Source organism: Mesorhizobium sp. KR1-2, assembly GCF_040045035.1.
GTDB lineage: Bacteria > Pseudomonadota > Alphaproteobacteria > Rhizobiales > Rhizobiaceae > Pseudaminobacter.
This window is the reverse complement of record NZ_JBDZDS010000003.1, coordinates 258594-281297: the sequence shown is the minus strand read 5'-3', so window position 1 is coordinate 281297 and position 22704 is coordinate 258594. Positions and strand designations below refer to the sequence as shown.

At 65.5% G+C, this 22704-nt stretch carries 19 protein-coding genes; 11 read left to right on the top strand and 8 right to left on the bottom strand.

Annotated elements, in window-relative coordinates:
• The gene (locus ABLE85_RS09075; RefSeq protein WP_348792384.1) at positions 1–852 is read left to right on the top strand and encodes a lytic transglycosylase domain-containing protein; all 852 of its coding nucleotides are present in this window, start codon (positions 1–3) and stop codon (positions 850–852) included.
• A gap of 19 nt (positions 853–871) precedes the next feature.
• On the opposite strand, the gene ABLE85_RS09070 is transcribed toward ABLE85_RS09075, so the two are convergent.
• Complete coding sequence (locus ABLE85_RS09070; RefSeq protein WP_348792383.1) at positions 872–3220, bottom strand: response regulator; 2349 nt, start codon at positions 3218–3220, stop codon at positions 872–874.
• A 104-nt stretch (positions 3221–3324) separates the two neighbouring features.
• Positions 3325–4239 carry a polyprenyl synthetase family protein gene (locus ABLE85_RS09065; protein WP_348792503.1) on the bottom strand — a complete coding sequence of 305 codons (915 nt, stop codon included), beginning with the start codon at positions 4237–4239 and terminating at the stop codon, positions 3325–3327.
• A gap of 200 nt (positions 4240–4439) precedes the next feature.
• Between ABLE85_RS09065 and mtgA the strand changes: the two genes are divergently transcribed.
• Together mtgA and rpmF are read left to right on the top strand one after the other, a co-directional pair.
• Complete coding sequence (mtgA, locus tag ABLE85_RS09060) at positions 4440–5147, top strand: monofunctional biosynthetic peptidoglycan transglycosylase (protein WP_348792502.1); 708 nt, start codon at positions 4440–4442, stop codon at positions 5145–5147.
• A gap of 189 nt (positions 5148–5336) precedes the next feature.
• Positions 5337–5519 (top strand): 50S ribosomal protein L32, encoded by a 183-nt coding sequence (gene rpmF / locus ABLE85_RS09055; protein WP_348792382.1) that lies wholly within the window; start codon positions 5337–5339, stop codon positions 5517–5519.
• Positions 5520–5650: 131 nt separating this feature from the next.
• Here the strand turns inward: rpmF and ABLE85_RS09050 are convergent, their stop codons facing one another.
• Both ABLE85_RS09050 and phaR read right to left on the bottom strand, forming a co-directional pair.
• The gene (locus tag ABLE85_RS09050) at positions 5651–6079 is read right to left on the bottom strand and encodes a heme-binding protein (RefSeq protein WP_348792381.1); all 429 of its coding nucleotides are present in this window, start codon (positions 6077–6079) and stop codon (positions 5651–5653) included.
• A 368-nt stretch (positions 6080–6447) separates the two neighbouring features.
• A complete protein-coding gene (phaR, locus tag ABLE85_RS09045) occupies positions 6448–7041 on the bottom strand; it encodes a polyhydroxyalkanoate synthesis repressor PhaR (protein WP_348792380.1) in 594 nt (197 codons plus the stop codon).
• Between the two features lie 297 nt (positions 7042–7338).
• Between phaR and ABLE85_RS09040 the strand changes: the two genes are divergently transcribed.
• From ABLE85_RS09040 to ABLE85_RS09010, 7 genes are all read left to right on the top strand, one after another.
• Positions 7339–8523 (top strand): acetyl-CoA C-acetyltransferase, encoded by a 1185-nt coding sequence (locus ABLE85_RS09040; protein WP_348792379.1) that lies wholly within the window; start codon positions 7339–7341, stop codon positions 8521–8523.
• A 95-nt stretch (positions 8524–8618) separates the two neighbouring features.
• Positions 8619–9341, top strand: coding sequence for a beta-ketoacyl-ACP reductase (locus tag ABLE85_RS09035; protein WP_348792378.1), 723 nt, complete (start codon positions 8619–8621; stop codon positions 9339–9341).
• 972 nt (positions 9342–10313) lie between these two features.
• A complete protein-coding gene (locus ABLE85_RS09030; RefSeq protein WP_348792377.1) occupies positions 10314–13469 on the top strand; it encodes a helicase-related protein in 3156 nt (1051 codons plus the stop codon).
• Between the two features lie 12 nt (positions 13470–13481).
• Positions 13482–13865, top strand: coding sequence for an RNA-binding S4 domain-containing protein (locus ABLE85_RS09025; RefSeq protein WP_348792376.1), 384 nt, complete (start codon positions 13482–13484; stop codon positions 13863–13865).
• A gap of 149 nt (positions 13866–14014) precedes the next feature.
• Positions 14015–14353 carry a ferredoxin FdxA gene (fdxA, locus tag ABLE85_RS09020; protein ID WP_348792375.1) on the top strand — a complete coding sequence of 113 codons (339 nt, stop codon included), beginning with the start codon at positions 14015–14017 and terminating at the stop codon, positions 14351–14353.
• A 379-nt stretch (positions 14354–14732) separates the two neighbouring features.
• The gene (locus tag ABLE85_RS09015; RefSeq protein ID WP_348792374.1) at positions 14733–15320 is read left to right on the top strand and encodes a CarD family transcriptional regulator; all 588 of its coding nucleotides are present in this window, start codon (positions 14733–14735) and stop codon (positions 15318–15320) included.
• A 168-nt stretch (positions 15321–15488) separates the two neighbouring features.
• On the top strand, positions 15489–15680 hold the full coding sequence (locus ABLE85_RS09010) for a DUF6494 family protein (RefSeq protein WP_348792373.1): 192 nt from the start codon (positions 15489–15491) through the stop codon (positions 15678–15680).
• A 32-nt stretch (positions 15681–15712) separates the two neighbouring features.
• On the opposite strand, the gene ABLE85_RS09005 is transcribed toward ABLE85_RS09010, so the two are convergent.
• A complete protein-coding gene (locus ABLE85_RS09005) occupies positions 15713–17503 on the bottom strand; it encodes an acyl-CoA dehydrogenase (protein WP_348792372.1) in 1791 nt (596 codons plus the stop codon).
• A 130-nt stretch (positions 17504–17633) separates the two neighbouring features.
• Between ABLE85_RS09005 and ABLE85_RS09000 the strand changes: the two genes are divergently transcribed.
• A complete protein-coding gene (locus ABLE85_RS09000) occupies positions 17634–18494 on the top strand; it encodes an RNA polymerase factor sigma-32 (RefSeq protein WP_348792371.1) in 861 nt (286 codons plus the stop codon).
• Positions 18495–18541: 47 nt separating this feature from the next.
• Here the strand turns inward: ABLE85_RS09000 and ABLE85_RS08995 are convergent, their stop codons facing one another.
• The 3 genes from ABLE85_RS08995 to thiP all read right to left on the bottom strand — a co-directional run bounded on the left by ABLE85_RS08995 (position 18542) and on the right by thiP (position 22620).
• Positions 18542–19984, bottom strand: coding sequence for a M48 family metalloprotease (locus ABLE85_RS08995; RefSeq protein WP_348792370.1), 1443 nt, complete (start codon positions 19982–19984; stop codon positions 18542–18544).
• Between the two features lie 189 nt (positions 19985–20173).
• Positions 20174–20947, bottom strand: coding sequence for a thiamine ABC transporter ATP-binding protein (gene thiQ, locus ABLE85_RS08990; protein WP_348792369.1), 774 nt, complete (start codon positions 20945–20947; stop codon positions 20174–20176).
• Complete coding sequence (gene thiP / locus ABLE85_RS08985; RefSeq protein ID WP_348792368.1) at positions 20944–22620, bottom strand: thiamine/thiamine pyrophosphate ABC transporter permease; 1677 nt, start codon at positions 22618–22620, stop codon at positions 20944–20946. The genes thiQ and thiP overlap by 4 nt, the downstream gene beginning before the upstream one ends.
• Between the last annotated feature and the right edge of the window lie 84 nt (positions 22621–22704).

Here is a 22704-nt window from a genome sequence, read left to right as displayed (position 1 = left end):
ATGCGGAGCCTCGCCAAAGCGGCGCTGCTGCTTTGTGCGACGCTCTGGAGCAGCGCTTCGTTCGCCGATCCGCCAGGCCGCTCGCGGCCCGTCACCATCGGCCGTATCTGCGACCTGATCCAGGCCGAGGCCGACCGCAACGGCGTGCCGCGCGATTTTTTCGCGCGGTTGATCTGGAAAGAAAGCCGCTTCGACGCCGGCGCGGTGAGTCCGGTAGGTGCTCAGGGCATTGCCCAGTTCATGCCAGGTACCGCAAAGCTGCGCGGCCTGGCCGATCCTTTCGACATCGACCAGGCCATTCCGGCTTCGGCCAGATATCTGGGCGACCTGAAGCACAGCTTCGGCAATTTCGGGCTAGCCGCGGCGGCCTACAATGCCGGCGAAAACCGCGTGACGCGCTGGCTTGCCACCGGCGGTTTCCTGCCGCTCGAGACCGAAGGCTATGTTCTCGACATCATGGGAGAACCGGCCGACACCTTCACCAAGCGCGACTACGCCGGAAATTTCCCGCCGCTGGACAAGGGCAAGCCCTTTCCCCAGGCCTGTCGCCTGCTGCCGATCATCCGGTCGGCTACCATTCCGATGGCCCGTATAGTGGTCAAGCCCTGGGGCGTGCAGGTGGCGGGCAATTTCCGCCGTGCCGCCGCGGTCAGCCAGTGGCAACGGGTGAAGGCGCAGTTCCCGGCCTTGCTGACTGCCTATGAGCCGGTGGTGAGCCGCGTGCGCACGCCGATGGGACGGGCCGGCGTCTATGCGGTGCGTATCGGTGCAGACAAGCGCGCCGATGCCGACAAGATCTGCCAGAAACTGCACACCGCCGGCGGCTTTTGCGTGGTGATGCGCAACAACTAGCCTTCCCGGCTGCCCGCTTTCACGCCGTCCGCCGCGCCAGTTCCGTCGTCTCGCTCAGCCAGGCGCCGATCTTGCGCCCGAGCCGATCGGGGGAGACAGGCTTGGGCAGATAGTCGTCCATGCCGGCCTCGATGCACTTCTCGCGGTCGCCCTTCAGCGCATGCGCCGTCACGCCGATGATCGGCGTGTGCACGCCGGAGGTGGCTTCGATCTCGCGGATGGCGCGGGCCGCTTCATAGCCGTTCATTTCCGGCATCGACACGTCCATCAGCATCAGGCGCGGCTTGAAGCTGCGGTACATCTCCACAGCCGTACGGCCGTTGGCGGCGATCTTGTAGGAAAGGCCGAGCCCGTCGAGGATCTGGCCAAAGACCAGCTGGTTCACCTCGTTGTCCTCGGCGACGAGGATGTCGAGCGGAACGACGGCGGCTGCAGGTCCGGCCTCGCGCTCAGGCGTGTGCACCACTGTGAAGGCAGCCGCGGCCGGCTCTGGCCGCGGCAACGCGGACGGAGCGGACGGCACCGGCTCGCGCACGAACTCCGCCTTGCCGAGCTGGACGCGCGCCTTCTGGATGGCGCCGATGACGGTGCCGAGCAGCACGGCCGAGCGCGCCGGCTTGGTCAGGTGCGCGGCAATGCCGAAATCGATGACGAGGCGGCCGAAGTCGATCTGGTCGACCGAGGTCAGCAGCACGATGGGAATCGCCGAAAGCCGGCTGTCGGACGACATCGCCTTGGCCACGTCGGCGCCGTTCATGCCGGGCATCTGGTAGTCGAGGATGACGCAGTCCACCCGCGCGCCAAGCTTGAAGGCGCGGTCGAGGAAGGCGAGCCCCACCGCCCCGCTTTCGGCCGCGGCGCAGTCGAAGCCCCAACTGCGCAGTTGCTCCAGCAGGATCTCGCGGTTGACCGGGTTGTCGTCGATGACCAGCACGCGCGCGCCGGTGACGTCGGTGGGGACGTTCTCGGACCGGTCTTCCATGGCGTGCACCGGCAGCGGCACGCTGAACCAGAACACGGAACCCCGTCCCACCTCGCTCTCGATGCCGATCTTGCCGCCCATCAGGTCGACCAGCCGCGCGGCGATGGCCAGTCCGAGGCCGGTGCCCTCGTGGCGGCGCGTGGAGGAGCCGTCGACCTGGGCGAATTTCTCGAACACCGTCTTGAGCTTGTCGGCAGGGATGCCGATGCCGGTGTCCTCGACGCGGACCCTGAGCTGCACAACGGCGTCGACGGTTTCGCCCGTGACGTCGACCAGCACGTGGCCCCTTTCGGTGAATTTCACCGCGTTGCCGAGCATGTTGGTGACGATCTGGCGGAAACGGCCGACATCGCCGACCACGCAGGCCGGAAGGCGCGGATCGACGCGCACGATCAGCTCAAGGTTCTTCTCCGCCACGCGGGCCGACACCAGCGTGGCGACGTCCTCGACGGCCTCGGCGACGTTGAACGGCGCGGGGTCGAGCGTGAGCTGGCCGGCATTGATCTTGGAGAAGTCGAGGATGTCATTGATGATGGTCAGAAGCGCATTGCCCGACTTCACGATGACATCGGTGAAGGTCTTTTGCCGTGGCGTCAGCTCGGTGCGCGCCAAGAGTTCGGCCATGCCGAGCACGCCGTTCATGGGCGTGCGGATCTCGTGGCTCATATTGGCCAGAAACTCGGACTTGGCCCGGTCAGCGGCCTCAGCCTGCTGCAGCGACGCGGCCGACTCCGCGAAGGCGCGGCGGATCGCCTTTTCCATAGGCCGGAATATCCAGAAGCCGACCAGCGCCAGAACCGCGACCATCAGCACACTGGCGTAGGAGAGCAGCCGGTCGCCGCGCTGCTCGGCCAGTGCGCGCTCCTGGTCGAGCGCTGCGCGGGCGCGGATCAGCATCGGCTGCACGAAGAGGTCGTTCTGGTTGCGGATCTCGCGGTTGCTCCATTCGTCGATCTTGCGGATGCCGGCCAGCAGGCCAAGATTGCGCACGATGTCGCGCGCGGACCAGAAGAGATCGCCGTTGACGGAGGCAGAATCGAGCTCGTTGACGGTCTTTTCCGAAAGGTCGGAGCGGATCTCGGCGAGGGCGTCCGTCAGCGACTCGATCTGGGTCGAGAGCCTGGCCGCGTGTCCGATAGCTGCATTGGTCAGATCCGCGCGGGTCTCGTCGCGCCAGGCAGTGGAGGTCGTTTCCGAAAACGTGGTAGCATTGCGCAGGTCGCGTGACAGTGCCGTGAGTTCGCCGCCGATACGATCGACCTCGTTGCGGAAGGCGTTCATGCTGTTCAGCGCGTAAAGGATCGTCCCAGCTGCCAGGGCGAAGATCAGCAGACCCGATAGATAGCGAATCCGGATCGAGCGGATGAAGAGGGAATAATCGGGCACGCGGAGCACTCCGAACGCAGTGGGTACAATTTTACCGCGCTGGATTACGCTCGATTTACATTAAAAATTCGTTCAGCTGCCGAAGTCGAATGGGCTGTTCTACTTCATCTGTCCCGTTCAGCGATGAAATTTGCAGCCCGTTTCAGCATCGCGGCGCGTTCGCCATAGGGTTCGAGCAGGGCGTGGGCCTGGTCGACGAGACCGGAAAGCTGAGCGCGCGTCCAGTCGATGCCATGCAACGCCGCCAGCGTGGCCTTGCCGGCGGCGGCGTCCTTGCCGGTGGCCTTGCCCATGGTCTCCGCATCTGCGGTGAGGTCGAGCAGGTCGTCGGCGAGCTGGAAGGCGAGGCCTATCGCCGAGCCGAATTCGGCCAGTCGCTCACGGTCCTCCGGTGCGGCGCCGGCGAGGATGGCGCCTGCCTCGCAGCCGTAGCGGATCAGCGCGCCCGTCTTCATTGCCTGCAGCCGGATGATGCCGGCCTCGTCGGGGGCCGTGCGCTCCGCTTCCAGGTCCAACGCCTGGCCGCCGGCCATGCCGCCCAGCCCCGCTGCGCGGGCAAGGCCGAGCACCAAGGCCAGCCTGCGCTCTGCCGGCAGGACAGTGGCTCCGTCGGCGAGGATGTCGAAGGCGTAGGTCAGGAGGCTGTCGCCGGCGAGAATGGCGCTCGCCTCGTCGAAGGCGCGGTGCACAGTCGGCTGGCCGCGGCGCAAATCGTCGTCGTCCATGGCGGGCAGGTCGTCATGGATCAGCGAATAGCAGTGCACGCACTCCAGCGCCGCCGCGACCCGCAGGGCGGCCTCGCCGTCGGCCTCGAACAGGGCTGCGCTTTCCAGCACCAGGAAGGGTCGCAGGCGCTTGCCGCCGTTCAGCACGCCATGTCGCATTGCCGCCAGAAGCGTGGCCGGGCGGGCGATTTCGCCGGGCAGGAGCCGGTCGTCGAGCAGGCGCCGCAGCAGCGCCTCGACGGCTTGGGCGCGCGCCTCGAGATGCGCTTCGAACGGGAGGGCGTCATGTTCCATCATGGCGGCACGGTTTACGACAATCGGCGGCGCGGTCAAGCTGCGGCACCCAATTCGCGGCGTGACGGTGCAGTTGCACAGCCGCTTGGCGGCTCAGGCGTTGCGCAACGGGCCAAGCCCCATTATTCCGAAGGGAAGGAGACCGAGGGGCAGACCGCTTGGACGAACCGATCACCAATCCCGAGGCGCAAGAACTCGCAATGGCACCGAGGCGCAGGACAAGATTGCGCGACGGCGCGAGCGGATGGATTCGCCGTGGCGCCGTTGTCCTAGGCTGCCTTGCGCTGGTGCCCGCTGTGCTGACCATCCTCTACCTGCCGCCCTTCGTGCACCCGATCTCGACCCTGATGCTGAAGGACCTGGCCACGCTGAGGGACTATGAGCGCCGGTGGGTGGCGATCGACGACGTCGCGCCGGTGCTCGCCCATTCGGTCATCATGTCCGAGGACGGCCAGTTCTGCTCGCACCGCGGCATCGACTGGGGAGAGATGCGCGCGGTGGTCAATGATGCGCTGGCGGGCGAGGCAACGCGCGGCGCCTCGACCATTTCGATGCAGACGGTGAAGAATCTGTTTCTGTGGCACGACCGTTCGCTCATCCGCAAAGGGCTGGAGGTGCCGCTGGCGGTGTATTTCGATGCGGTGACGTCGAAGCGACGAATCCTGGAAATCTATCTCAACATCGCTGAATGGGGGCCGGGCATCTATGGCATCGAGGCGGCCTCACAGTATCATTTCGGCGTCTCGGCCAAGCGGCTGAACGCCCGCCAGGCGGCCCTGCTGGCGGTGACCCTGCCCAATCCCATCGACCGCAATCCCGCCAAGGCCGGGCCCGGCCTGAAGCGACTCGCCAACCTCATCCAGCGGCGCGCGGCGCGTTCGGGCGCCTATGTCCAGTGCCTGGACTAGGATCCGGATCGCGCCGGCACGGTCTATTGTCTGCCAGCAGGGCCCCGGGGGCGAAAAAAAATCGCGGCGGCGCTGGCCTTTTGTGGCACAGCCGTGTATAGGCACGCCCACTTATCTCAGATTTCGGCCCATGACGTGTGGCCCTTTCACGAGGGCGAGCGGGGTCTTTACGATGGATGGAGCAATTCCATGGCTGTGCCAAAACGAAAAACCTCGCCGTCCAAGCGCGGCATGCGCCGTTCGGCCGATGCGCTGAAGGCCCCGACCTATGTCGAGGACAAGAACTCGGGCGAAATGCGCCGCCCGCACCACATCGACCTGAAGACCGGCATGTATCGCGGTCGCCAGGTCATGACGCCGAAGGAAAGCTAAGCAGCTTTTCCGACGCCTCGGCGAATTCATAAAAAAGACCGGCCTCGCGCCGGTCTTTTTTTGTGCTCGTGTCTGACTGGAGCCGGATGCCGCCGCGCGCCAAAAGGCGGCGCAGCGGTCCGGCGCGGCATTCAGCCCGCGTCGGCCTCGAAACCGGCTGCCTCGATGCCGGCGACCGCCGCCATCTCGTCATTGTCGGACGTATCGCCGGTGATTCCGACCGCGCCGATGATCTGACCGCCGGAGCGGATGAGCACGCCGCCGGGAACCGGCACCACCTTGCCGCCGGTCACCCCGGACAGGCCTTCCATGAAGTGGGGGCGCTCCTTGGCGAGCACCTCGATCTTGCGCGAGCCCATGCCGACGGCGAGCGCGCCGAAGGCCTTGCCCGAGGCGATCTCGAACCGCATCATCGAGGAGCCGTCCTGCCTCTGGAAGGCGGTGACGTGACCGCCGGCATCGAGCACGACCACCGAAAGCGGCTTTAGGCTGGCCGCTTTTGCCTTGGCGAAGGCCGCGTCGATGATCTGGTTGGCTTTGGCGAGCGTGAGCGAGGTCATGAGGTTCTCCAGTTGGCTTCCATCAGCAGAATCGCTTGTCTGACGTAGCGATACCCTGATCTGCGTCGAAGCTGATTGCAAATTCGCGACCGGATCGGTCGGTAACCGCTGCTCGCGCCAGCGGTCACAACGCCAAGGCGCCGACGCTTGAGGAAAGCGTTACGGAGATGTCGGCTTTTGATTGGGCGCTGGCCCTGCCGGGTCGCCGCTGCCTCCGGCAGCGTCCCGGCGTTCGCATACTTCGAAACGTCCACCGGAGTTTGGAATCGGTACATTCTGAGATGCGCCCGGCCCTCCGTTGGGGCTCCGGGCGTTCGTCGCTTCAATCGACAAATCGTTGTCGATTGATCGCCCGCGGCGACCGCTCCTCACCCCATCGAATCGATCTTGCGCTGCATGGCGGCGATCTGTTCCTTCAGTTCCTGAAGGTCGTCGGTCTTCTCGGAGCTCTTCTTCTCGGATTCTGGCTGCGGGGCAGGGCTGCCTTGCGGGAAGGTCGTGAACATCCGCATGGCGTTCTGGAACATTTCCATGTTGCGCCGCGTCTGCTCCTCCAGTGCCTTCATCGGCGCCAGCTTCATCATGTCCATCGGCGTCTTGCCGAGAGCGGACTTCATCTGCTCGCGAAAACGCTCCTGTTCCTTGGCGAAGGCGATCATCGACTGTTCGAGGAAGCTCGGCACGATCATCTGCATCTGGTCGCCGTAGAACGCGATGAGCTGGCGCAGAAACGGGATCGGCAGCATGTTCTGGCCGTCCTTGTTCTCCAGCTCGAAGATGATCTGGGTGAGCACGGAATGGGTGATGTCGTCGCCGGTCTTGGCGTCCTGGACGCTGAATTCCTCGCCCTTCTTGACCATTTCGGCCAAGTCCTCGAGCGTCACGTAGGTGCTGGTCCCCGTGTTGTAGAGGCGGCGGTTGGCGTATTTCTTGATCACCACTGGATCATCCTTTGTGGGCATCGACAACCTCCCCCAATGCCAGTGGGCCCACGATTGGGCCGCCGGCAACGATTGCGCCTGGGACAAGGATATGCGCAAAGCCAACGCAATTCCAAGCTCTTTGTGCAGTGCGGGATCATTCGGATGGGGAACGACGTTTTCGTTTGCTGGCCGCGCCTCAGCCGGTCTTCTGCGGCGCCGATAGCGCCTGCCGGCCAAAGCGATTTCCGATTTGACTCGGCCCGGTGAAAGGGCAAGAAAAGTCGGTGGAGAGAGAACCTGGCGGCAACCCTGCCGCGAACCAGTCTGGAGACGAAGATGTCCGCCTCGAACGCAATCGTAATCGCCAGTGCCGCCCGCACCCCGGTGGGCTCTTTCAACGGCTCTTTCGCCACCTTGCCCGCCCACGAACTGGGCGCCGTCGCCATCAGGGAAGTGCTGGCCCGCGCCTCGGTCGAGGGGCAGGAAGTGGATGAAGTCATCCTCGGCCAGGTTCTGCAGGCGGGACAGGGCCAGAATCCGGTTCGCCAGGCATCCATGGCCGCCGGCCTGCCCAAGGAGACCACGGCCTGGAGCCTCAACCAGGTCTGCGGTTCGGGCTTGCGCGCCATCGCGCTCGGCATGCAGCAGATCGCGACGGGGGATGCGAAGATCATCGTCGCCGGCGGCCAGGAATCAATGTCGCTGTCGCCGCACTGCCAGTATCTGCGCGCGGGCGTGAAGATGGGCGACTATTCCATGATCGACACCATGATCAAGGATGGGCTGTGGGATGCCTTCAACGGCTATCACATGGGCATCACCGCCGAGAACGTGGCGCGCCAGTTCCAGATCACCCGCGACGAGCAGGACCAGTTCGCGCTCGCCTCGCAGAACAAGGCCGAGGCCGCCCAGAAGGCCGGCAGGTTCAAGGACGAGATCGTCGCCGTCACCATCAAGGGCCGCAAGGGCGACACCGTCGTCGACCAGGACGAATATATCCGCCACGGCGCGACGCTGGACGCCATGCAGAAGCTGCGCCCGGCCTTCGACAAGGAAGGCACGGTGACCGCCGCCAACGCGTCCGGCATCAATGACGGCGCGGCCGCCGTGGTGCTGATGACCGAGGCCGAGGCGAACCGCCGCGGGATCACGCCGCTGGCCCGCATCGTTTCCTGGGCGACGGCGGGCGTCGATCCGTCCATCATGGGCACAGGGCCGATCCCGGCTTCGCGAAAGGCCCTGGAGAAGGCCGGCTGGAAGGCCGAGGATCTCGACCTCGTCGAGGCCAACGAGGCCTTTGCCGCGCAGGCCTGCGCGGTCAACAAGGACATGGGCTGGAACCCGGACATCGTCAACGTCAATGGCGGCGCCATCGCCATCGGCCATCCGATCGGCGCTTCGGGCGCGCGCATCTTCAACACGCTGGTCTATGAGATGCGCCGGCGCGGCGCGAAGAAAGGGCTCGCCACCCTGTGCATAGGCGGCGGCATGGGCGTGGCCATGTGCGTCGAGGCGCTTTGAGAAGAAGAGTTCGACGGGCGGCTTCAGCCGCCCGTTTCGTTTCGGGCCCCGCACAGGGGCGGCTATCGGCACAACAGGAGGGGAAGGCAACGGGCATGACCAGAACTGCAATCGTCACTGGTGGGTCGCGCGGCATCGGTGCCGCAATCTCGGTCGCGTTGAGGGATGCCGGCTATCACGTGGCCGCCAACTATGCCGGCAATGACGAGGCCGCCTCGAAGTTCAGCCAGGAAACCGGCATCCCGGTCTACAAATGGTCGGTAGCCGATTACAACGCCTGCGCGGCGGGCATCGCGAAGGTCGAGGCCGACCTCGGTCCCGTCGACGTCCTCGTCAACAATGCTGGGATCACCCGCGACGCCATGTTCCACAAGATGACCCGCGAGCAATGGGATGAGGTGATCGGTACCAACCTCAACGGCGTCTTCAACATGACGCATCCGCTGTGGAGCGGCATGCGTGACAGAAAATTCGGCCGCGTCATCACCATCTCCTCGATCAACGGGCAGAAGGGGCAGGCGGGCCAGGCCAACTACTCCGCCTCCAAGGCCGGCGACATCGGCTTCACCAAGGCGCTGGCGCAGGAGGGCGCGCGGGCCGGCATCACCGTCAACGTCATCTGCCCCGGCTACATCGCCACTGACATGGTCATGGCGGTGCCGGAGAAGGTGCGCGAATCCATCATCGCCCAGATTCCCACCGGCCGGCTCGGAGAGCCGTCGGAGATCGCGCGTTGCGTCGTGTTCCTGGCCTCGGACGAGGCCGGATTTATCACCGGCTCGACCATCACCGCCAATGGCGGCCAGTATCTGGTCTGACACAAGCGACCCTGGACAATGAGCAAACGGCGCCGCGAGGCGCCGTTTGCTTGTATGCTGGGGGAGTCCGATGTCGGAGCCCGGCTTGCGGCTTGATCCTGTACTGAAACGGCACGTGTTCGTTAATTTCGGGTCTTCACGCATCGTTGTTTCGCGTGCGCTTGTCCTCTCGATTGGTAGCCTGAGATTTTAGCGGCACCACATGTAGCGGTGAACAAAGCAGGAATTTGGCCGCAGCGCTGATTCGTCTGTGCTTCGTTCCTCGTTTGGGCGGAACGTTAACGCGAACGACGATCACGGTACGCGGAGGGGTCACTTCTGCTTAATCAATACTGACGCTTTGCTAATGCCCGGTGCTCGGCACGGAATCCGCCGGTCGGTCCGCACCCAACTGTTAACGCCGATGGCGAAAATGGGGCGGCCGGCGCCCGCTGCGATTCAACATTTACGCGCCGAGTTCCTGTCAAGGACCGCATGTTGTGGTGAACGAAACGGGAATAAGGCTGAATCAGCGATTCGTCGCCGATTCGTTCCTCCTTTGGCCAGAGCGTTAACGGGGAGAAAATGCGTGGGCGGCGGACGATAAGGAAAGCGACGTGATTTCAACGTGTTCCTTGATTTTGACCTGGTGTTCCTGTCTCCTCTGGTCAAAGGTTAACGCGCTTCCGCGAAGCCTGCCGAGTTGGCGCATTAGAGATTCAGCATATAGAGAGGCAGAGCCGGCTGCGGACTACATCTAGCCGTGAACAAAAGCTGAATCGCTTGGAGTCAGCGATTCGTCTCCGATTCGTTCCAGACTCGTTCCAGCCGTTAAATTGTCGAAGATTTAGGGCTTTTGTTTCTGTGTCCAAACCCCTATCTGTCGAGGCAAAGCGACCAGATCATGAGTTCACTTCGCCCGCATAATGCCGACCGACCCGCCGCGCCGGGTATCCGCGAACTGCCGAGCCAGAAAAGGCCGCCCAATCCCTTATGAACGTCCATCCCAAACAGTCTGATCCGCTCGTCCTGACCGGGCGCGACGTGACCGCCGTCCTCGGGCCGACCAACACCGGCAAGACGCATCTGGCGATCGAGCGCATGGTGGCGCATGAGAGCGGCGTCATCGGCTTGCCTCTCAGACTGCTGGCGCGCGAGGTCTACACCCGCGTCTGCGAGAAAGTCGGCGCGCACAATGTGGCGCTGGTGACCGGCGAGGAAAAGATCATTCCGCCGACGGCCCGCTACTCGGTCTGCACGGTGGAGGCGATGCCGCGCGAGACCAACGCTGCCTTCGTCGCCATCGACGAGGTTCAGCTGGCCGGAGACCTCGAACGCGGCCACATCTTCACCGACCGCATCCTGCACCTGCGCGGTCGGCAGGAAACTCTTCTGCTGGGTGCCGCCACCATGCGCGGCATTCTCGAAAGGCTCCTCAAGGGCATTTCGGTCGTCACGCGGCCGCGCCTGTCGCATCTCGCCTATGCCGGCTCCAAGAAGCTCACGCGGCTGCCGCGCCGCTCGGCCATCGTCGCCTTCTCGGCCGACGAGGTCTATGCCATCGCCGAGCTCATCCGCCGCCAGCGGGGCGGAGCCGCCGTGGTGCTTGGCGCCCTTTCGCCCCGCACGCGCAATGCGCAGGTGGCGCTCTACCAGTCCGGGGACGTCGACTACCTGGTCGCCACCGACGCCATCGGCATGGGCCTCAATCTCGACGTCGACCATGTCGCCTTCGCCCAGAACCGCAAGTTCGACGGTTTCCAGTTCCGCGACCTCAATCCCGCGGAACTCGGCCAGATCGCCGGTCGCGCCGGCCGCCACATGCGCGACGGCGCCTTCGGCGTCACCGGCCAGGTCGATCCTTTCGCCGAGGAGCTGGTGGAGAAGATCGAGTCGCATGATTTCGACCCGGTGAAGGTGCTGCAGTGGCGCACCGCCCAGTTCGATTTCGCCAGCATCGATGCGCTGAAGCGCTCCATCGAAACCGTCGCACCCGTCGAAGGGCTGACACGCGCCTTGCCGGCGGTCGATGCGCAGGCGCTCGAATACCTGTCGCGCGATCCCGACATCACGCGGCGTGCCGGCCGCCGCGATCGCGTCGCCCTTTTGTGGGATGTCTGCGCGCTGCCCGACTACCGCCGCATCGCGCCGGCCCAGCATGCCGACCTGGTCGCTTCGATCTTCGTCGACATCGCCGATCGCGGTCATGTCGACGAAAATTACATGGCCGAGCAGGTCCGCCGCGCCGATACGACCGACGGCGACATCGATACGCTCTCGCACCGTATTGCCCAGATACGCACCTGGACCTATGTGTCAAACCGCCCTGGCTGGTTGGCCGATCCGCTACATTGGCAGGAAAAGACACGGGAAATCGAAGACAGATTGTCCGATGCACTGCATGAACGGTTGACGAAACGCTTCGTAGATCGCAGGACTTCGGTCCTCATGCGCCGCCTTAGAGAAAATACCATGCTAGAAGCCGAAATCAGCTCAACCGGAACCGTCCTCGTCGAAGGTCATCACGTCGGGGAATTGCAAGGGTTCCGTTTCACGGCCGACCAGAGTGCGGGCGGCGAGGACGGCAAGGCCATCCGGGCTGCCGCGCAGAAGGCGCTCGGCGTCGAGTTCGAGACGCGTGCGGAACGCTTCTCGGCTTGCGCCAATGGCGACCTCGCGCTCGGCTCCGACGGGACGCTGCGCTGGATCGGCGTGCCGATCGGCACGCTAGTGGCGACCGAGGATGCGTTGCGCCCGCGCGTCATCCTGCTGGCCGACGAACAGCTGACCGGCCCGGCCCGCGACAAGGTGGCCGCGCGCGCCGAACGCTTCGTCAATTTCCAGATCGACACGGCCCTGAAGCCCCTGCTTGATCTGCGCGGCGCAGACCAGCTCACCGGTATCGCGCGTGGCATCGCCTTCCAGCTGGTCGAGAATTTCGGCCTGCTCAACCGGCGTGACATCGCCGAGGAAATGAAGTCGCTCGACCAGGAAGGGCGTGCCAGCCTGCGCCGCCTCGGCGTGCGCTTCGGCGCCTACCACGTCTTCGTGCCGACGCTGCTCAAGCCCGGCCCGGCGGGTCTGATCACGCTTCTATGGGCGCTGAAGAACGACGGCAAGGACAAGCCCGGCTTTGGCGACGTTGTGCATGCGCTGGCCGCCGGCCGCACCTCCGTGGTGGTCGATCCGGCCTTCGACCGGGCCTTCTTCAAGCTCGCTGGCTTCCGCATGCTTGGCCGCCGCGCCGTGCGTGTCGATATTCTCGAGCGGCTGGCAGATCTCATTCGCCCGGCGCTGGCCTGGAAGGCCGGCACCGGTGCGCGCCCCGATGGAGCCTATGACGGCAGCACCTTCCTGGTGACGCCGGCGATGATGTCCATCCTCGGCGCCACCGCCGACGACATGGAAGAAATCCTCAAGGGACTCGGCTATCGCGCCGACGCCAAGCCAGCTGCCGAGGTGAAGGCCAAGCTCGAGGCGCTCGACGAGACCGCCCGGCAGGCCGCTGCCGCGGAGGCGGCGCGGAAGGCGGCTGCCGAGCAGGCCGCTGGGGCTCCGGAAGGTGAGGCGCCCGCTCCGGAAGGCGAGGCACCTGCGGCGGAAGCTGCGGAAGCGGCCGTGGCCGCTGCCGAACCCGCCGAGCAAGCTGCCGAGGCAGTCGAAGCCGAAAGCGCCGAGCAGGCCGCTGCACCGACTTCCGAACCCGTTGCTGAGGCTGCCCCCGTTGTTGAAGCGACTGCGGTTGAACCGGCTGCGGTTGCGTCCGAGGCCGCCGAAGAGCCCAAGCCGATCCTGCTGTGGCGCGTCGCGCGTTTCGAGCAGCGTCCGCGTCACCGCCACGACAACCGCCCGCGCGGCGGCGATGGCGAGGCGCGCGGCGCGCATGGGCAGCGGCGCGAGGGCGGCGACGGCGAGGGCCGCGAACATGGCGGCAAGGAACGCTTCGAGCGCAAGTTCAAGGGCAAGCCCGGTGGCAAGCCCAACGGTGACGGCGGACGCCCCGACCGGCGCGAGGAGCGCGGCGGCAAGGGCGGCGCCCATGGCCGGCCTGCGTTCCAGGCAAAACCGCGCGAGGAGCGCCCGGCGCGCATCGATCCGGACTCGCCCTTCGCCAAGCTTGCCGCGTTGCGCGACCAGCTCAAGAAGTAGGCGCGGGGGCCGATGCCTGCCGAAGGTCGTCAGCGCATCGACAAATGGTTGTTCTTCTCGCGTGCGGTGAAGTCGCGCTCGCTGGCGGCTAAGCTCGTCCAGATGGGGCGTGTGCGCATCAATGGCGAGAAGACGAGCCAGGCGGCGGATTCAGTTAAGCCAGGCGACGTGCTGACGATCACGCTCGAGCGTCGCATCCTCGTCTACAAGGTCCTGCTGCCGGGCACCCGGCGCGGCCCGGCCGAGGAGGCGCGGCTGCTCTACGAGGATCTTTCACCGCCGCCGGCCCCTAGTGATCCGACGCTTCCCGATGCGCTCGTGCCGGTGCGCGACGCCGGCAGCGGCCGTCCGACCAAGCGCCAGCGCCGCCAGACCGACCGGCTGCGCGACCATTGAGCAGCTGCCTGGCGGCCGAAAGGCCGTGTGGAGAAAGTCATTCCAAATCCGGGCCGTTATGCGATACGGCCGCCCTTGCAAGACCTACGCAAAGCGGTTACCTGACCCCATATAATCAGGAGTGGACCCGAGTCCCGGGAGCAGACAGCATGACCTATGTCGTGACCGACAATTGCATCAAATGCAAATATATGGACTGCGTCGAGGTCTGTCCGGTCGACTGCTTCTACGAAGGCGAGAACATGCTCGTCATCCATCCCGACGAGTGCATCGATTGCGGCGTGTGCGAGCCGGAGTGCCCGGCGGATGCGATCAAGCCCGATACCGAGCCTGGCCTCGAGAAGTGGCTGGAGGTCAATACCGAATACGCCTCCAAGTGGCCGAACATCACGTCGAAGAAGGATGCGCCGGCAGACGCCAAGGAGTTCGACGGAGTCGACGGCAAATTCGAGAAGTACTTCTCACCCGAACCCGGCGCGGGCGACTGAGAGTCTTCGGGGGCGCGCTTGCCGCGGGCGGCGCGTGCACTAGATGTTGAATGAAGGATGACAGCTCCGCAGCGCGGGGCTGCGCCTGCGCGTGCGGCAAAACCTTGATTCTTTCAACTTTTTATGGTATCAAGCCCTTAACATGCCGCTGACACGCTGTCGATTTATGGCGCAACGCCCTAATCACTGAAAGGTGAACACAAACTTCGGACCAAGGCGACTTGGGCTGGGCAAACGCAATGCATCCGTTTGCCAGCCCCCGGCTTTCCCGGAGGGAGTGTTTGCCTGTTTCGTTTGCGGCATCCCGACTACACGGCCACTACGGCCGTGCAACAGGTGTGCCGGCTCGGCCGGCGCCACAAAAGGAGTTCAGGGCGTAATGGCAACCGCAACCACGCAGAAGAAATCCGCAGCAGGCCGTCACGGCTTCAAGACCGGCGAGTACATCGTCTACCCGGCGCACGGCGTCGGCCAGATCATGGCGATCGACGAGCAGGAAGTGGCCGGCCACAAGCTGGAACTCTTCGTCATCGACTTCCAGAAGGACAAGATGCGCCTGAAGGTGCCGGTCGCCAAGGCGACCTCCATCGGCATGCGCAAGCTGTCCGAGACGGACTATGTCGATCGTGCGCTGAAGGTGCTGCAGGGCCGCGCCCGCGTGAAGCGCACCATGTGGTCGCGCCGCGCCCAGGAATATGATGCCAAGATCAATTCGGGCGACCTGATCTCGATCTCCGAGGTCGTGCGCGACCTGTACCGCGCCGAGAACCAGCCGGAGCAGTCCTATTCCGAGCGCCAGCTCTATGAGGCTGCGCTGGACCGCATGGCCCGCGAGATCGCTGCCGTCAACCGCCTCTCGGAAACCGAGGCCGTGCGCATGATCGAGACCAACCTTGCCAAGGGCCCCAAGCGCGGCTCCAAGGCTGAGGCCGACAACGAGGAAGCCGAGCAGGAAGAGGCTGCATAAGCCGTCCCCTCGAAGCTTTCACGCTTGAACGAAAACCCGGCGGCGACGCCGGGTTTTTTGTTGGGCTCACGGGTGAAGGGCAGGGCCGAAAGTGGAGTTGGCGCAGCTCTTGTCCCTGGGCCGCGTCGGCCTACAATCGCCGGCGCGTGCAGAGACAGGAGGATGGCCATGGATGAAGACGCATTGAACATGTCGATCCGCAAATTCCTCAAGCAGGTCGGCGTCACCTCTCAACGGGCCATCGAGACGGTGGTACGCGAGGGCAAGGTGAGCGGCGACCGCTTGCATGTGCGCATGACGCTGACGGCCGAAGGCACTGATCTCAATCACGTGGTGGACGGCGAGATCCGGCTCTCCTGAGACAACGCGTACGCGCCGGTGGCCGCAAGGGCTCAGAACCATTCCGGCCGCACAGTCAGCGTCGTGTCGTCCAGGCTGTCGAGCAGGGCGCGCTGGGTGCGGGCCTTGGGCAGTTCATAAGTGAAGAAATAGCGGCAGGCGGTGAGCTTGCCCTGCAGGAAGTCGACGTTCGCGTCCTCCGCGCCACGCTTGCGAATGGCGGCAAGCGCCTGCCGCAGCCACATCCAGGCGATGACGACGTGGCCCATCATGTCGAGATAGAGCGTGGCATTGGCAAGACCGAGCCGGGGATCGATGCCCACCGTGCCGGCAAGCCTGCCGGTGGTGGCCACGGCCTCGCGCAGATGTTCGGCGAGCGTCTCGGCGTAGGCGGTCAGTGCGGGAACGGCATGCGCCTGGGTGACATCGGCCATCACCCGCGCCGCCAGCACCTTCACGCCGGCGCCATTCTCCTGCATCACCCTGCGGCCGAGCAGGTCCAGGCCGTGGATGCCGTGCGTGCCCTCATGGATCGAGTTCGCGCGGTTGTCGCGATAGAGGCGCTCCACGGGATAGTCGTGCGTGTAGCCATAGCCGCCGAGCACCTGGATCGCCAGGCTGTTGGCCTCCAGGCAGAATTCCGCCGGCCACGACTTGGCGATGGGCGTGAGCAGGTCGAGCAGCAACTGGCTGTCGTGGCTGGCCTCGGGGCTTGGCGCCGCCCTGATCGCATCGACGAGGAAGGCGGCATAGAGCAGCAGCGCCAGCGCGCCCTCCGCGGCTGCCTTCTGCGCAAGCAGCATGCGGCGGACGTCGGCATGCTCGATGATGGGCACCGGCGCGCCGTGCGGGTCCTTGTTGTCGGGCAGGCGGCCCTGCGGCCGCTCCCTGGCGTAGAGCAGTGAGGCGCGGTAGCCGGCCGCGCCCAGCGCCGTCGCGCCCAGGCCGACCGCGATGCGCGCCTGGTTCATCATCTGGAACATGTAGGAGAGCCCCTTGTCCGGCTCGCCGACGAGATAGCCGCGGCAGGGCAAATCCTCGCCCAGATTGAGGGCCGCGTTGGTGGTGCCGCGATAGCCCATCTTGTGGTTGAGGCCCACCAGCGCCACGCCGTTGCGGTCGCCCGGCGAGCCGTCCTCGTTGACCAGGAACTTGGGCACTATGAACAGCGACACACCCTTCACGCCCGCCGGGCTGCCAGGTAGTCGAGCCAGCACCATGTGGACGATGTTTTCCGAGATCTCCTGGTCGCCGCCCGAGATCCACATCTTGCTGCCGGTCAGCAGATAGCCGCCGTCGCCGTCCGGCTCGGCCCGCGTGGCGATGTCGGCGAGCGAGGAGCCCGCCTGCGGTTCCGACAGGCACATCGTGCCGAAGAAGCGCCCCTCGATCATCGGTCGCAGGAAAAGCGCCTTCTGCTCGTCCGTTCCAAAGGCGGCGATGAGATTGGCGGCTCCCATCGTCAGCATGGGATAGGCGGCGGTGGAGATATTGGCCATGCAGAACATGAAGTCGGTGGCCGCGCGCAGTGTTTCCGGCATCTGCATGCCGCCCAATTCGCGGTCGAAGCCTGCGCCGAAAAAGCCCGCCTCGCGATAGACCGCAAGGGCTGCGCCGACGCGCTCATCCATCACCACCTTGCCGTCCTCGAAGCGCGGCTCGTCGAGGTCGAGCACCGCCGCATGCGGCAGAAAATGCTCCATGGCGATGCGCTCGGCCGTGTCCAGAACCCCGTCCATCGCGGTGCGGTCGTAGTCGGCGAACCGTATCAGCGCCGCCAGATTCGCGGTTGGCAGGACGTCAAACAGCTGGAAGGCGAGCTCGGCGCGGTCGACGGAGATCATGGAACATTCCTTCGATCTGGGCGTTGCAAGACGTGTAGGGCGGCTCGCGGGTACTGCAAAATCCTTCCCCCGCGAACCTCACCAGAATCGCAACTTGGAATGCAATTGCGCCAGAGTTTGGGAGCGCAGCATGACTGAGGACAAGGCAAGGCGAACCATGATCAGGGCGGCCATGAAGGCTCCCTATCTCGAACGCAACGAGGAGCACGAGCTCGCCTTGCGTTGGAAGGAGCAACATGATCAGGCTGCGATGCATCGCATCACCACGGCGCATATGCGGCTCGTCATCTCCATGGCGGCGAAGTTCCGCTATTTCGGCCTGCCGATGGGCGACCTGATCCAGGAAGGCCATGTCGGCCTGCTGGAGGCTGCGGCCCGCTTCGAGCCCGGCCGCGACGTACGCTTCTCGACCTATGCGACCTGGTGGATTCGCGCCTCGATGCAGGATTACATCCTGAAGAACTGGTCCATCGTGCGTGGCGGCACCAGCTCGGCGCAGAAGGCGCTGTTCTTCAACCTGCGCCGGCTGCGGGCGCGCCTGGCGCGCGGCCAGGACCCGCAGTCGAGCAGTGCGCTCTACAAGGAGATTTCGTCGGCATTGGGCGTATCCGAGGCCGACGTGGCGATGATGGACGCGCGCCTGTCCGGCCCGGACACCTCGCTCAACTCGCCTTTGATCGACGACAGCGGCGGCTCCGCCGACCGCATGGATTTCCTGGTGTCTGACGATCCGTTGCCCGACGAGGTGGTGGGCGAGGCGATCGACGTGGAACGCCGCTCCGACTGGCTAAAGAAGGCGCTCGGCGTGCTCAACGAGCGCGAGTTGCGCATCATCGAGGAGCGCCGCCTGCAGGACGAAGGCGCCACGCTCGAGGCGTTGGGCGAGACGCTCGGCATCTCCAAGGAGCGCGTGCGCCAGATCGAGAGCCGCGCGCTGGAGAAGCTGAAGACGGCGCTGGTGAAGGAAAGCCCGGCCTTCCTGTCGGCCTGAGGCAGGGGCCAAACCTTCGGAAAATTGGGCCTCCCGAAAGGGGGGCCTTATTTGTCGGTGACGATCTTGACCTTGTCGCCGGCCGACACCGCCGCACCGGGGGCTAGCCCGTTCAGCACGCGGAACAGGTCGAGCTTGCGGTCGACGCCGACCATGTTGGCGGCAAGCGTGCCGATGGTCTGGCCTGGCTGCACCGTGACGACCCGGATGCGCAGCGGCTTAAGTGCTGCCTTCTCGTCCGGCGTCAGCACGTGGAAGCTGTCGCTCACCGAGCGCGACACGGATGCGAGCGACGTGCTCGCCAGCGGGGCGGCCGTCAGCAGGCGGTAGACCTGCTCGCCCTCGCGGACGACGGTGATGCCGAACTGCCAGCCGTCGGCGCGTGCGGTGGCCGTGGCTGCCTCGTTGCCGTTGATTGTCTCGGCCCGCACGCTGTCGGCCTCCAGCCCCGCGACCCAGCCGCTGCGCAGATAGTGGCTCAGCGAAAGTTTCCGGTCGATGGTTACGCCGTCGAAGCGGATGGCCATGTCGCCCGGTCCGCTGGCGGTGACGGCGGCGGCACTGTTGTCGATGACGAAGCCGGAGGGCACGGTGAAGGAGATGCCGAGGCCCGGGTGCAGGAAGGTCGACCCACGCACATAGCCTTCTTCCGGCGTGTCGCCATAGAGCATGCCGTCGATGCCGGTCAGGAAGGAATCGCGGTCGCGCACGCCAAAGCCGGGCGGCCCGACGAGGCGCGCATGGCGCTGAGCAAGCTCGATGCGCTGCGGCGTGTTGGGGTGGCTGGCCAGGAAGTCGAGGCTCGGATCGGTGGCGCCGGTGACAGAGCGGAAGTCGCTGTAGGCGGCCATGGACTGCAGGAAGCGGCCGGCCGCGTAGGGGTCGAAGCCGGCCTGGCCGCTGGCCTTGATGCCGACGGCGTCGGCCTCAAGCTCTTGGTTGCGCGAGAACTGCGCAAGCCGGAGCTTGCCGCGGATCAGCGCAGCCTTGGCCGTCGGGCTCTCGCCCAGCACATCGGTCACCACCTTGGTGGCCAGCACTTCCTCGGCTTCCTTCTGTTGGCGCTGGACGCCGTGGTTGGCCGTCACATGGCCCATCTCGTGGGCGATGACGGCGGCAAGCTCAGCCGAATCGTTGGCGAGCGCCAGTAGGCCGCGCGTGACGTAGAGATAGCCGCCAGGCAGCGCGAAGGCGTTGACGTTGGGCGAATTCAGGATGGTGATGCGGTAGGCCTGGGTCGGGTTGCCGGACACGGTGGTTAGGTTGCCCACCACCTTGGCGACCATGCGCTCCAGCTTCGGGTCGGAGTATTCGCCGCCATAGGTGGCCAGGATGCGCGGGTGCTGGCTCTTGGCAAGCTCGGCCATGCGGTCGTTGCGCGAGACGTTGTCGACCGTGACGGGATTGTTGGAGGGCTGGAAGCCCGATTCCTTCACGTCGCCGCTGATCGTCTGACAGCCGGCGACCAGCGCCAGCAGGGCGGCAGCCATGCCGGCGCGCAGGCACGTTCCTGCGGGCGGGAGCGTCCATCCGGCGATAGTCAGGCAGGTCGACAGAGATCAGTTCCTTTCGTCGGGCATGGCCGCGAAGCACCGCAAGCCGTATCGCAGGACGTAGCCATACTCCGTCTGACAAAACAAGAATCCGGACGAGCCCTGAAGCGGTGCTCTCGCTAAAAATTATGTCGGCTTCCGGGCAATTTCCGGGATTTGTGCCACATTGCTTCCCGTTCCGACGTAGTTGCGGAAGGCCTCGGGCCCGTCCTCGTCGAAAAATGCCGCCGTTTTGCCGGCCGCAACGACCGTTCCCCGTTCGAGAAACAGCAGATTTCCGCCGATTCGCCTGGCGTCCTCGGGTTGGTGTGTCACGAAAACAACAGTCATGCCTCGTTCTTTATGAACGGACATAACGAGGTCCACCATGTCCTCGCGCAGGGCAGGGCCGAGCGAGGCGAATGGCTCGTCCAGCAGAAGCACCGGCCGGTTGCGCACCAGCACCCGCGCCAGGGCCACGCGTTGGCGCTCGCCGCCGGAAAGCTCGCGCGGCAGGCGCTTCTCCTTGCCGGCAAGTCCGGTGCGGGCGAGAGCGTCGGCCACAGCCGCGCGGTCGGCTTCGGTCAGCCGCAGCGCCGGTGAACGCCCGAGGCCGACATTCTGCTCGACGCTGAGATGGGCGAAGAGATTGTTTTCCTGGAAGACCATCGACACCGGCCGTGCCGAAGGCGGCGCCTTGGTGACGTCGATGCCGCCCATCAGCACGCGGCCAGCCTCCGGCTTCTCGAAGCCGGCGATCAGGTTGAGGAAGGTCGACTTGCCGGCACCGCTGGGCCCCATCACGGAAGTGATGGAACCGGCCTCGATCGTCGCGTCGAAGCGCATGCGCATGTCCTCGTAGGTGAAGGCGACATCATCCAGCCTGACGTCGATGCCTCCGGTCCGGGCGAGCGAGGTCATGGCGTGGTGTCCTTTCCGAGGCGGTCGGCAAGCGCCATCAGCGCGAGGCAGATGAGACCGAGCAGCAGGGCAAGACCTGCGGCGTCAGCGGTGCGATAGCTGCCCATGCGGGCAAGCAGCAGGTAGGGAAGGGTTTGCACCTGGTCGCTGCCGAACAGCGCGATGACGCCGAGATCGCCGAGCGACAGCGCCATGGCGAAGGCGAAGGCGGTGGAGAGTGGGCGGCGCAGGACGGGCCATTCGATGAGGCGAAGGCGGCTCCAGCCGACAATGCCGAGTTGGGCGCACAGGCGCTCGTGCCGTTCGCTGGCGGCATCATAGGCCGGGCGCACCGCGCGCAGCGCAAACGGCATCGCCATCACGGCATTGACCGTCACCACCATCACCGGCGCCAGCGCGAAGACATTTTGGGTGTTGCGCAAAAGCACGAACCAGCCGGCGCCGATGACGATCGGCGGCACGACCAACACAAAGCCTGCGCCGGTGTCGGTCGCGCGCTCCAGCAGGCTGCGCGTTCCCTTGCCGGCACGCTGCAGCGCCAGCGCCCGACGCGCCATGGTGAGCGCCACGGTCAGCACCACGCACAGCAGCGCCGACAGGCAGGCCAGCACGAGGCTTGTGGCGGCGGCGCGGCGCACCGTGGTTTCGCCGGCCAGGCGGGCGAGATCGGCCTCGAGCCCGGAAAGGACCATCGCCAGCATCGGCCCGGTGACGAAGACGAGGGTAATGGCGATCAACGCTATGTCGAACGCGGTTTCGCCGCGACTTGCGGGAATGTAGCGGCGCGGAACCACGGAGAGGTTTGCGTCGCCGGTGACATTGGCGCCGAGCCTCGCCAGTGCCGCCACCACGGCCACGGTGAGCAGGATCTGCAGTGCCGTCAGCGCCACGGCGCGGGCCGGGTCGAAGTCGAAGCGCAGCGATTGGTAGATCGCCACCTCCAGCGTCGAGGCACGCGGCCCGCCGCCCAGCGTCAGCACGATGGTAAAGGAGGTGATGCAGAGCATGAAGACGAGGCCCGCCACGCCGGGCAGGCTGGCGCGCAGCGCCGGCCATTCGATCAGCCGGAAGCCTGCGCGCGCGCCCATGCCGAGCTGGCTCGCCAGCCGCCACTGGTCGGCCGGCACGGTATTCAGCGCTTCCAGGAACAGGCGGGTTGCGAGCGGCAGGTTGAAGAACACATGCGCGACCAGGATGCCCGACAAGCCATAGATGCCCGGCCAGTCCCCGCCCGAAATCCTTGCCAGAGGGCCGGCGAAATAGCCGGCGCGGCCATAGAGCGCGAGCACGCCGAGCGCGGCGACGATGGCCGGCAAGGCCAGCGGTACGGCAAAGAGCTTGAGGATCAGGCCGCGGCCCGGGAATTTCGGATGCCGCGAAAGCGCGCGGGCAACGAAAATAGCCGGCACCACTGAGAGCAAGGTCGAAAGCATCGCCTGCCACAGCGTGAAGCGGGCGACACGAAAGAGATAGCCGTCGAAGGCGGCAATCGCACCCGACAGGTCTTCGATGCCCTCAAGCAGCAATCCCGCGAAAGCGCCGCCGATCAGAACGGCGATAGCGGCCAGCGCGATGACGCCAGCGGTGACGCGGGAGTCGCGCGCCTCCCTCCCCCTCGAGGGGAGGGGCCGGCCGAAGGCCGGGGGTGGGGTCGTTGTGGCCGTGCTCGACATTCGATTGCGTCCCGCGCTGCCTCCAGCAACCCCCTCCGTCGCCCGCGGCGGCACCTCCCCCTCAAAGGGGGAGGATATGCTGCG

Excerpts from the sequence above, each read along its gene's own strand:
- ABLE85_RS09015 (WP_348792374.1), top strand. The coding sequence starts at position 14,733 with ATGGCAACCGCAACCACGCAGAAGAAATCCGCAGCAGGCCGTCACGGC.
- ABLE85_RS08995 (WP_348792370.1), bottom strand. The coding sequence starts at position 19,984 with ATGGCTGCCGCCCTGCTGGCGCTGGTCGCCGGCTGTCAGACGATCAGC.
- ABLE85_RS09075 (WP_348792384.1), top strand. The coding sequence starts at position 1 with ATGCGGAGCCTCGCCAAAGCGGCGCTGCTGCTTTGTGCGACGCTCTGG.
- mtgA (WP_348792502.1), top strand. The coding sequence starts at position 4,440 with ATGGCACCGAGGCGCAGGACAAGATTGCGCGACGGCGCGAGCGGATGG.
- thiP (WP_348792368.1), bottom strand. The coding sequence starts at position 22,620 with ATGTCGAGCACGGCCACAACGACCCCACCCCCGGCCTTCGGCCGGCCC.
- ABLE85_RS09000 (WP_348792371.1), top strand. The coding sequence starts at position 17,634 with ATGACTGAGGACAAGGCAAGGCGAACCATGATCAGGGCGGCCATGAAG.
- rpmF (WP_348792382.1), top strand. The coding sequence starts at position 5,337 with ATGGCTGTGCCAAAACGAAAAACCTCGCCGTCCAAGCGCGGCATGCGC.
- ABLE85_RS09005 (WP_348792372.1), bottom strand. The coding sequence starts at position 17,503 with ATGATCTCCGTCGACCGCGCCGAGCTCGCCTTCCAGCTGTTTGACGTC.
- ABLE85_RS09010 (WP_348792373.1), top strand. The coding sequence starts at position 15,489 with ATGGATGAAGACGCATTGAACATGTCGATCCGCAAATTCCTCAAGCAG.
- phaR (WP_348792380.1), bottom strand. The coding sequence starts at position 7,041 with ATGCCCACAAAGGATGATCCAGTGGTGATCAAGAAATACGCCAACCGC.
- fdxA (WP_348792375.1), top strand. The coding sequence starts at position 14,015 with ATGACCTATGTCGTGACCGACAATTGCATCAAATGCAAATATATGGAC.
- ABLE85_RS09065 (WP_348792503.1), bottom strand. The coding sequence starts at position 4,239 with ATGGAACATGACGCCCTCCCGTTCGAAGCGCATCTCGAGGCGCGCGCC.
- ABLE85_RS09030 (WP_348792377.1), top strand. The coding sequence starts at position 10,314 with ATGAACGTCCATCCCAAACAGTCTGATCCGCTCGTCCTGACCGGGCGC.
- ABLE85_RS09025 (WP_348792376.1), top strand. The coding sequence starts at position 13,482 with ATGCCTGCCGAAGGTCGTCAGCGCATCGACAAATGGTTGTTCTTCTCG.
- ABLE85_RS09040 (WP_348792379.1), top strand. The coding sequence starts at position 7,339 with ATGTCCGCCTCGAACGCAATCGTAATCGCCAGTGCCGCCCGCACCCCG.
- thiQ (WP_348792369.1), bottom strand. The coding sequence starts at position 20,947 with ATGACCTCGCTCGCCCGGACCGGAGGCATCGACGTCAGGCTGGATGAT.
- ABLE85_RS09035 (WP_348792378.1), top strand. The coding sequence starts at position 8,619 with ATGACCAGAACTGCAATCGTCACTGGTGGGTCGCGCGGCATCGGTGCC.
- ABLE85_RS09050 (WP_348792381.1), bottom strand. The coding sequence starts at position 6,079 with ATGACCTCGCTCACGCTCGCCAAAGCCAACCAGATCATCGACGCGGCC.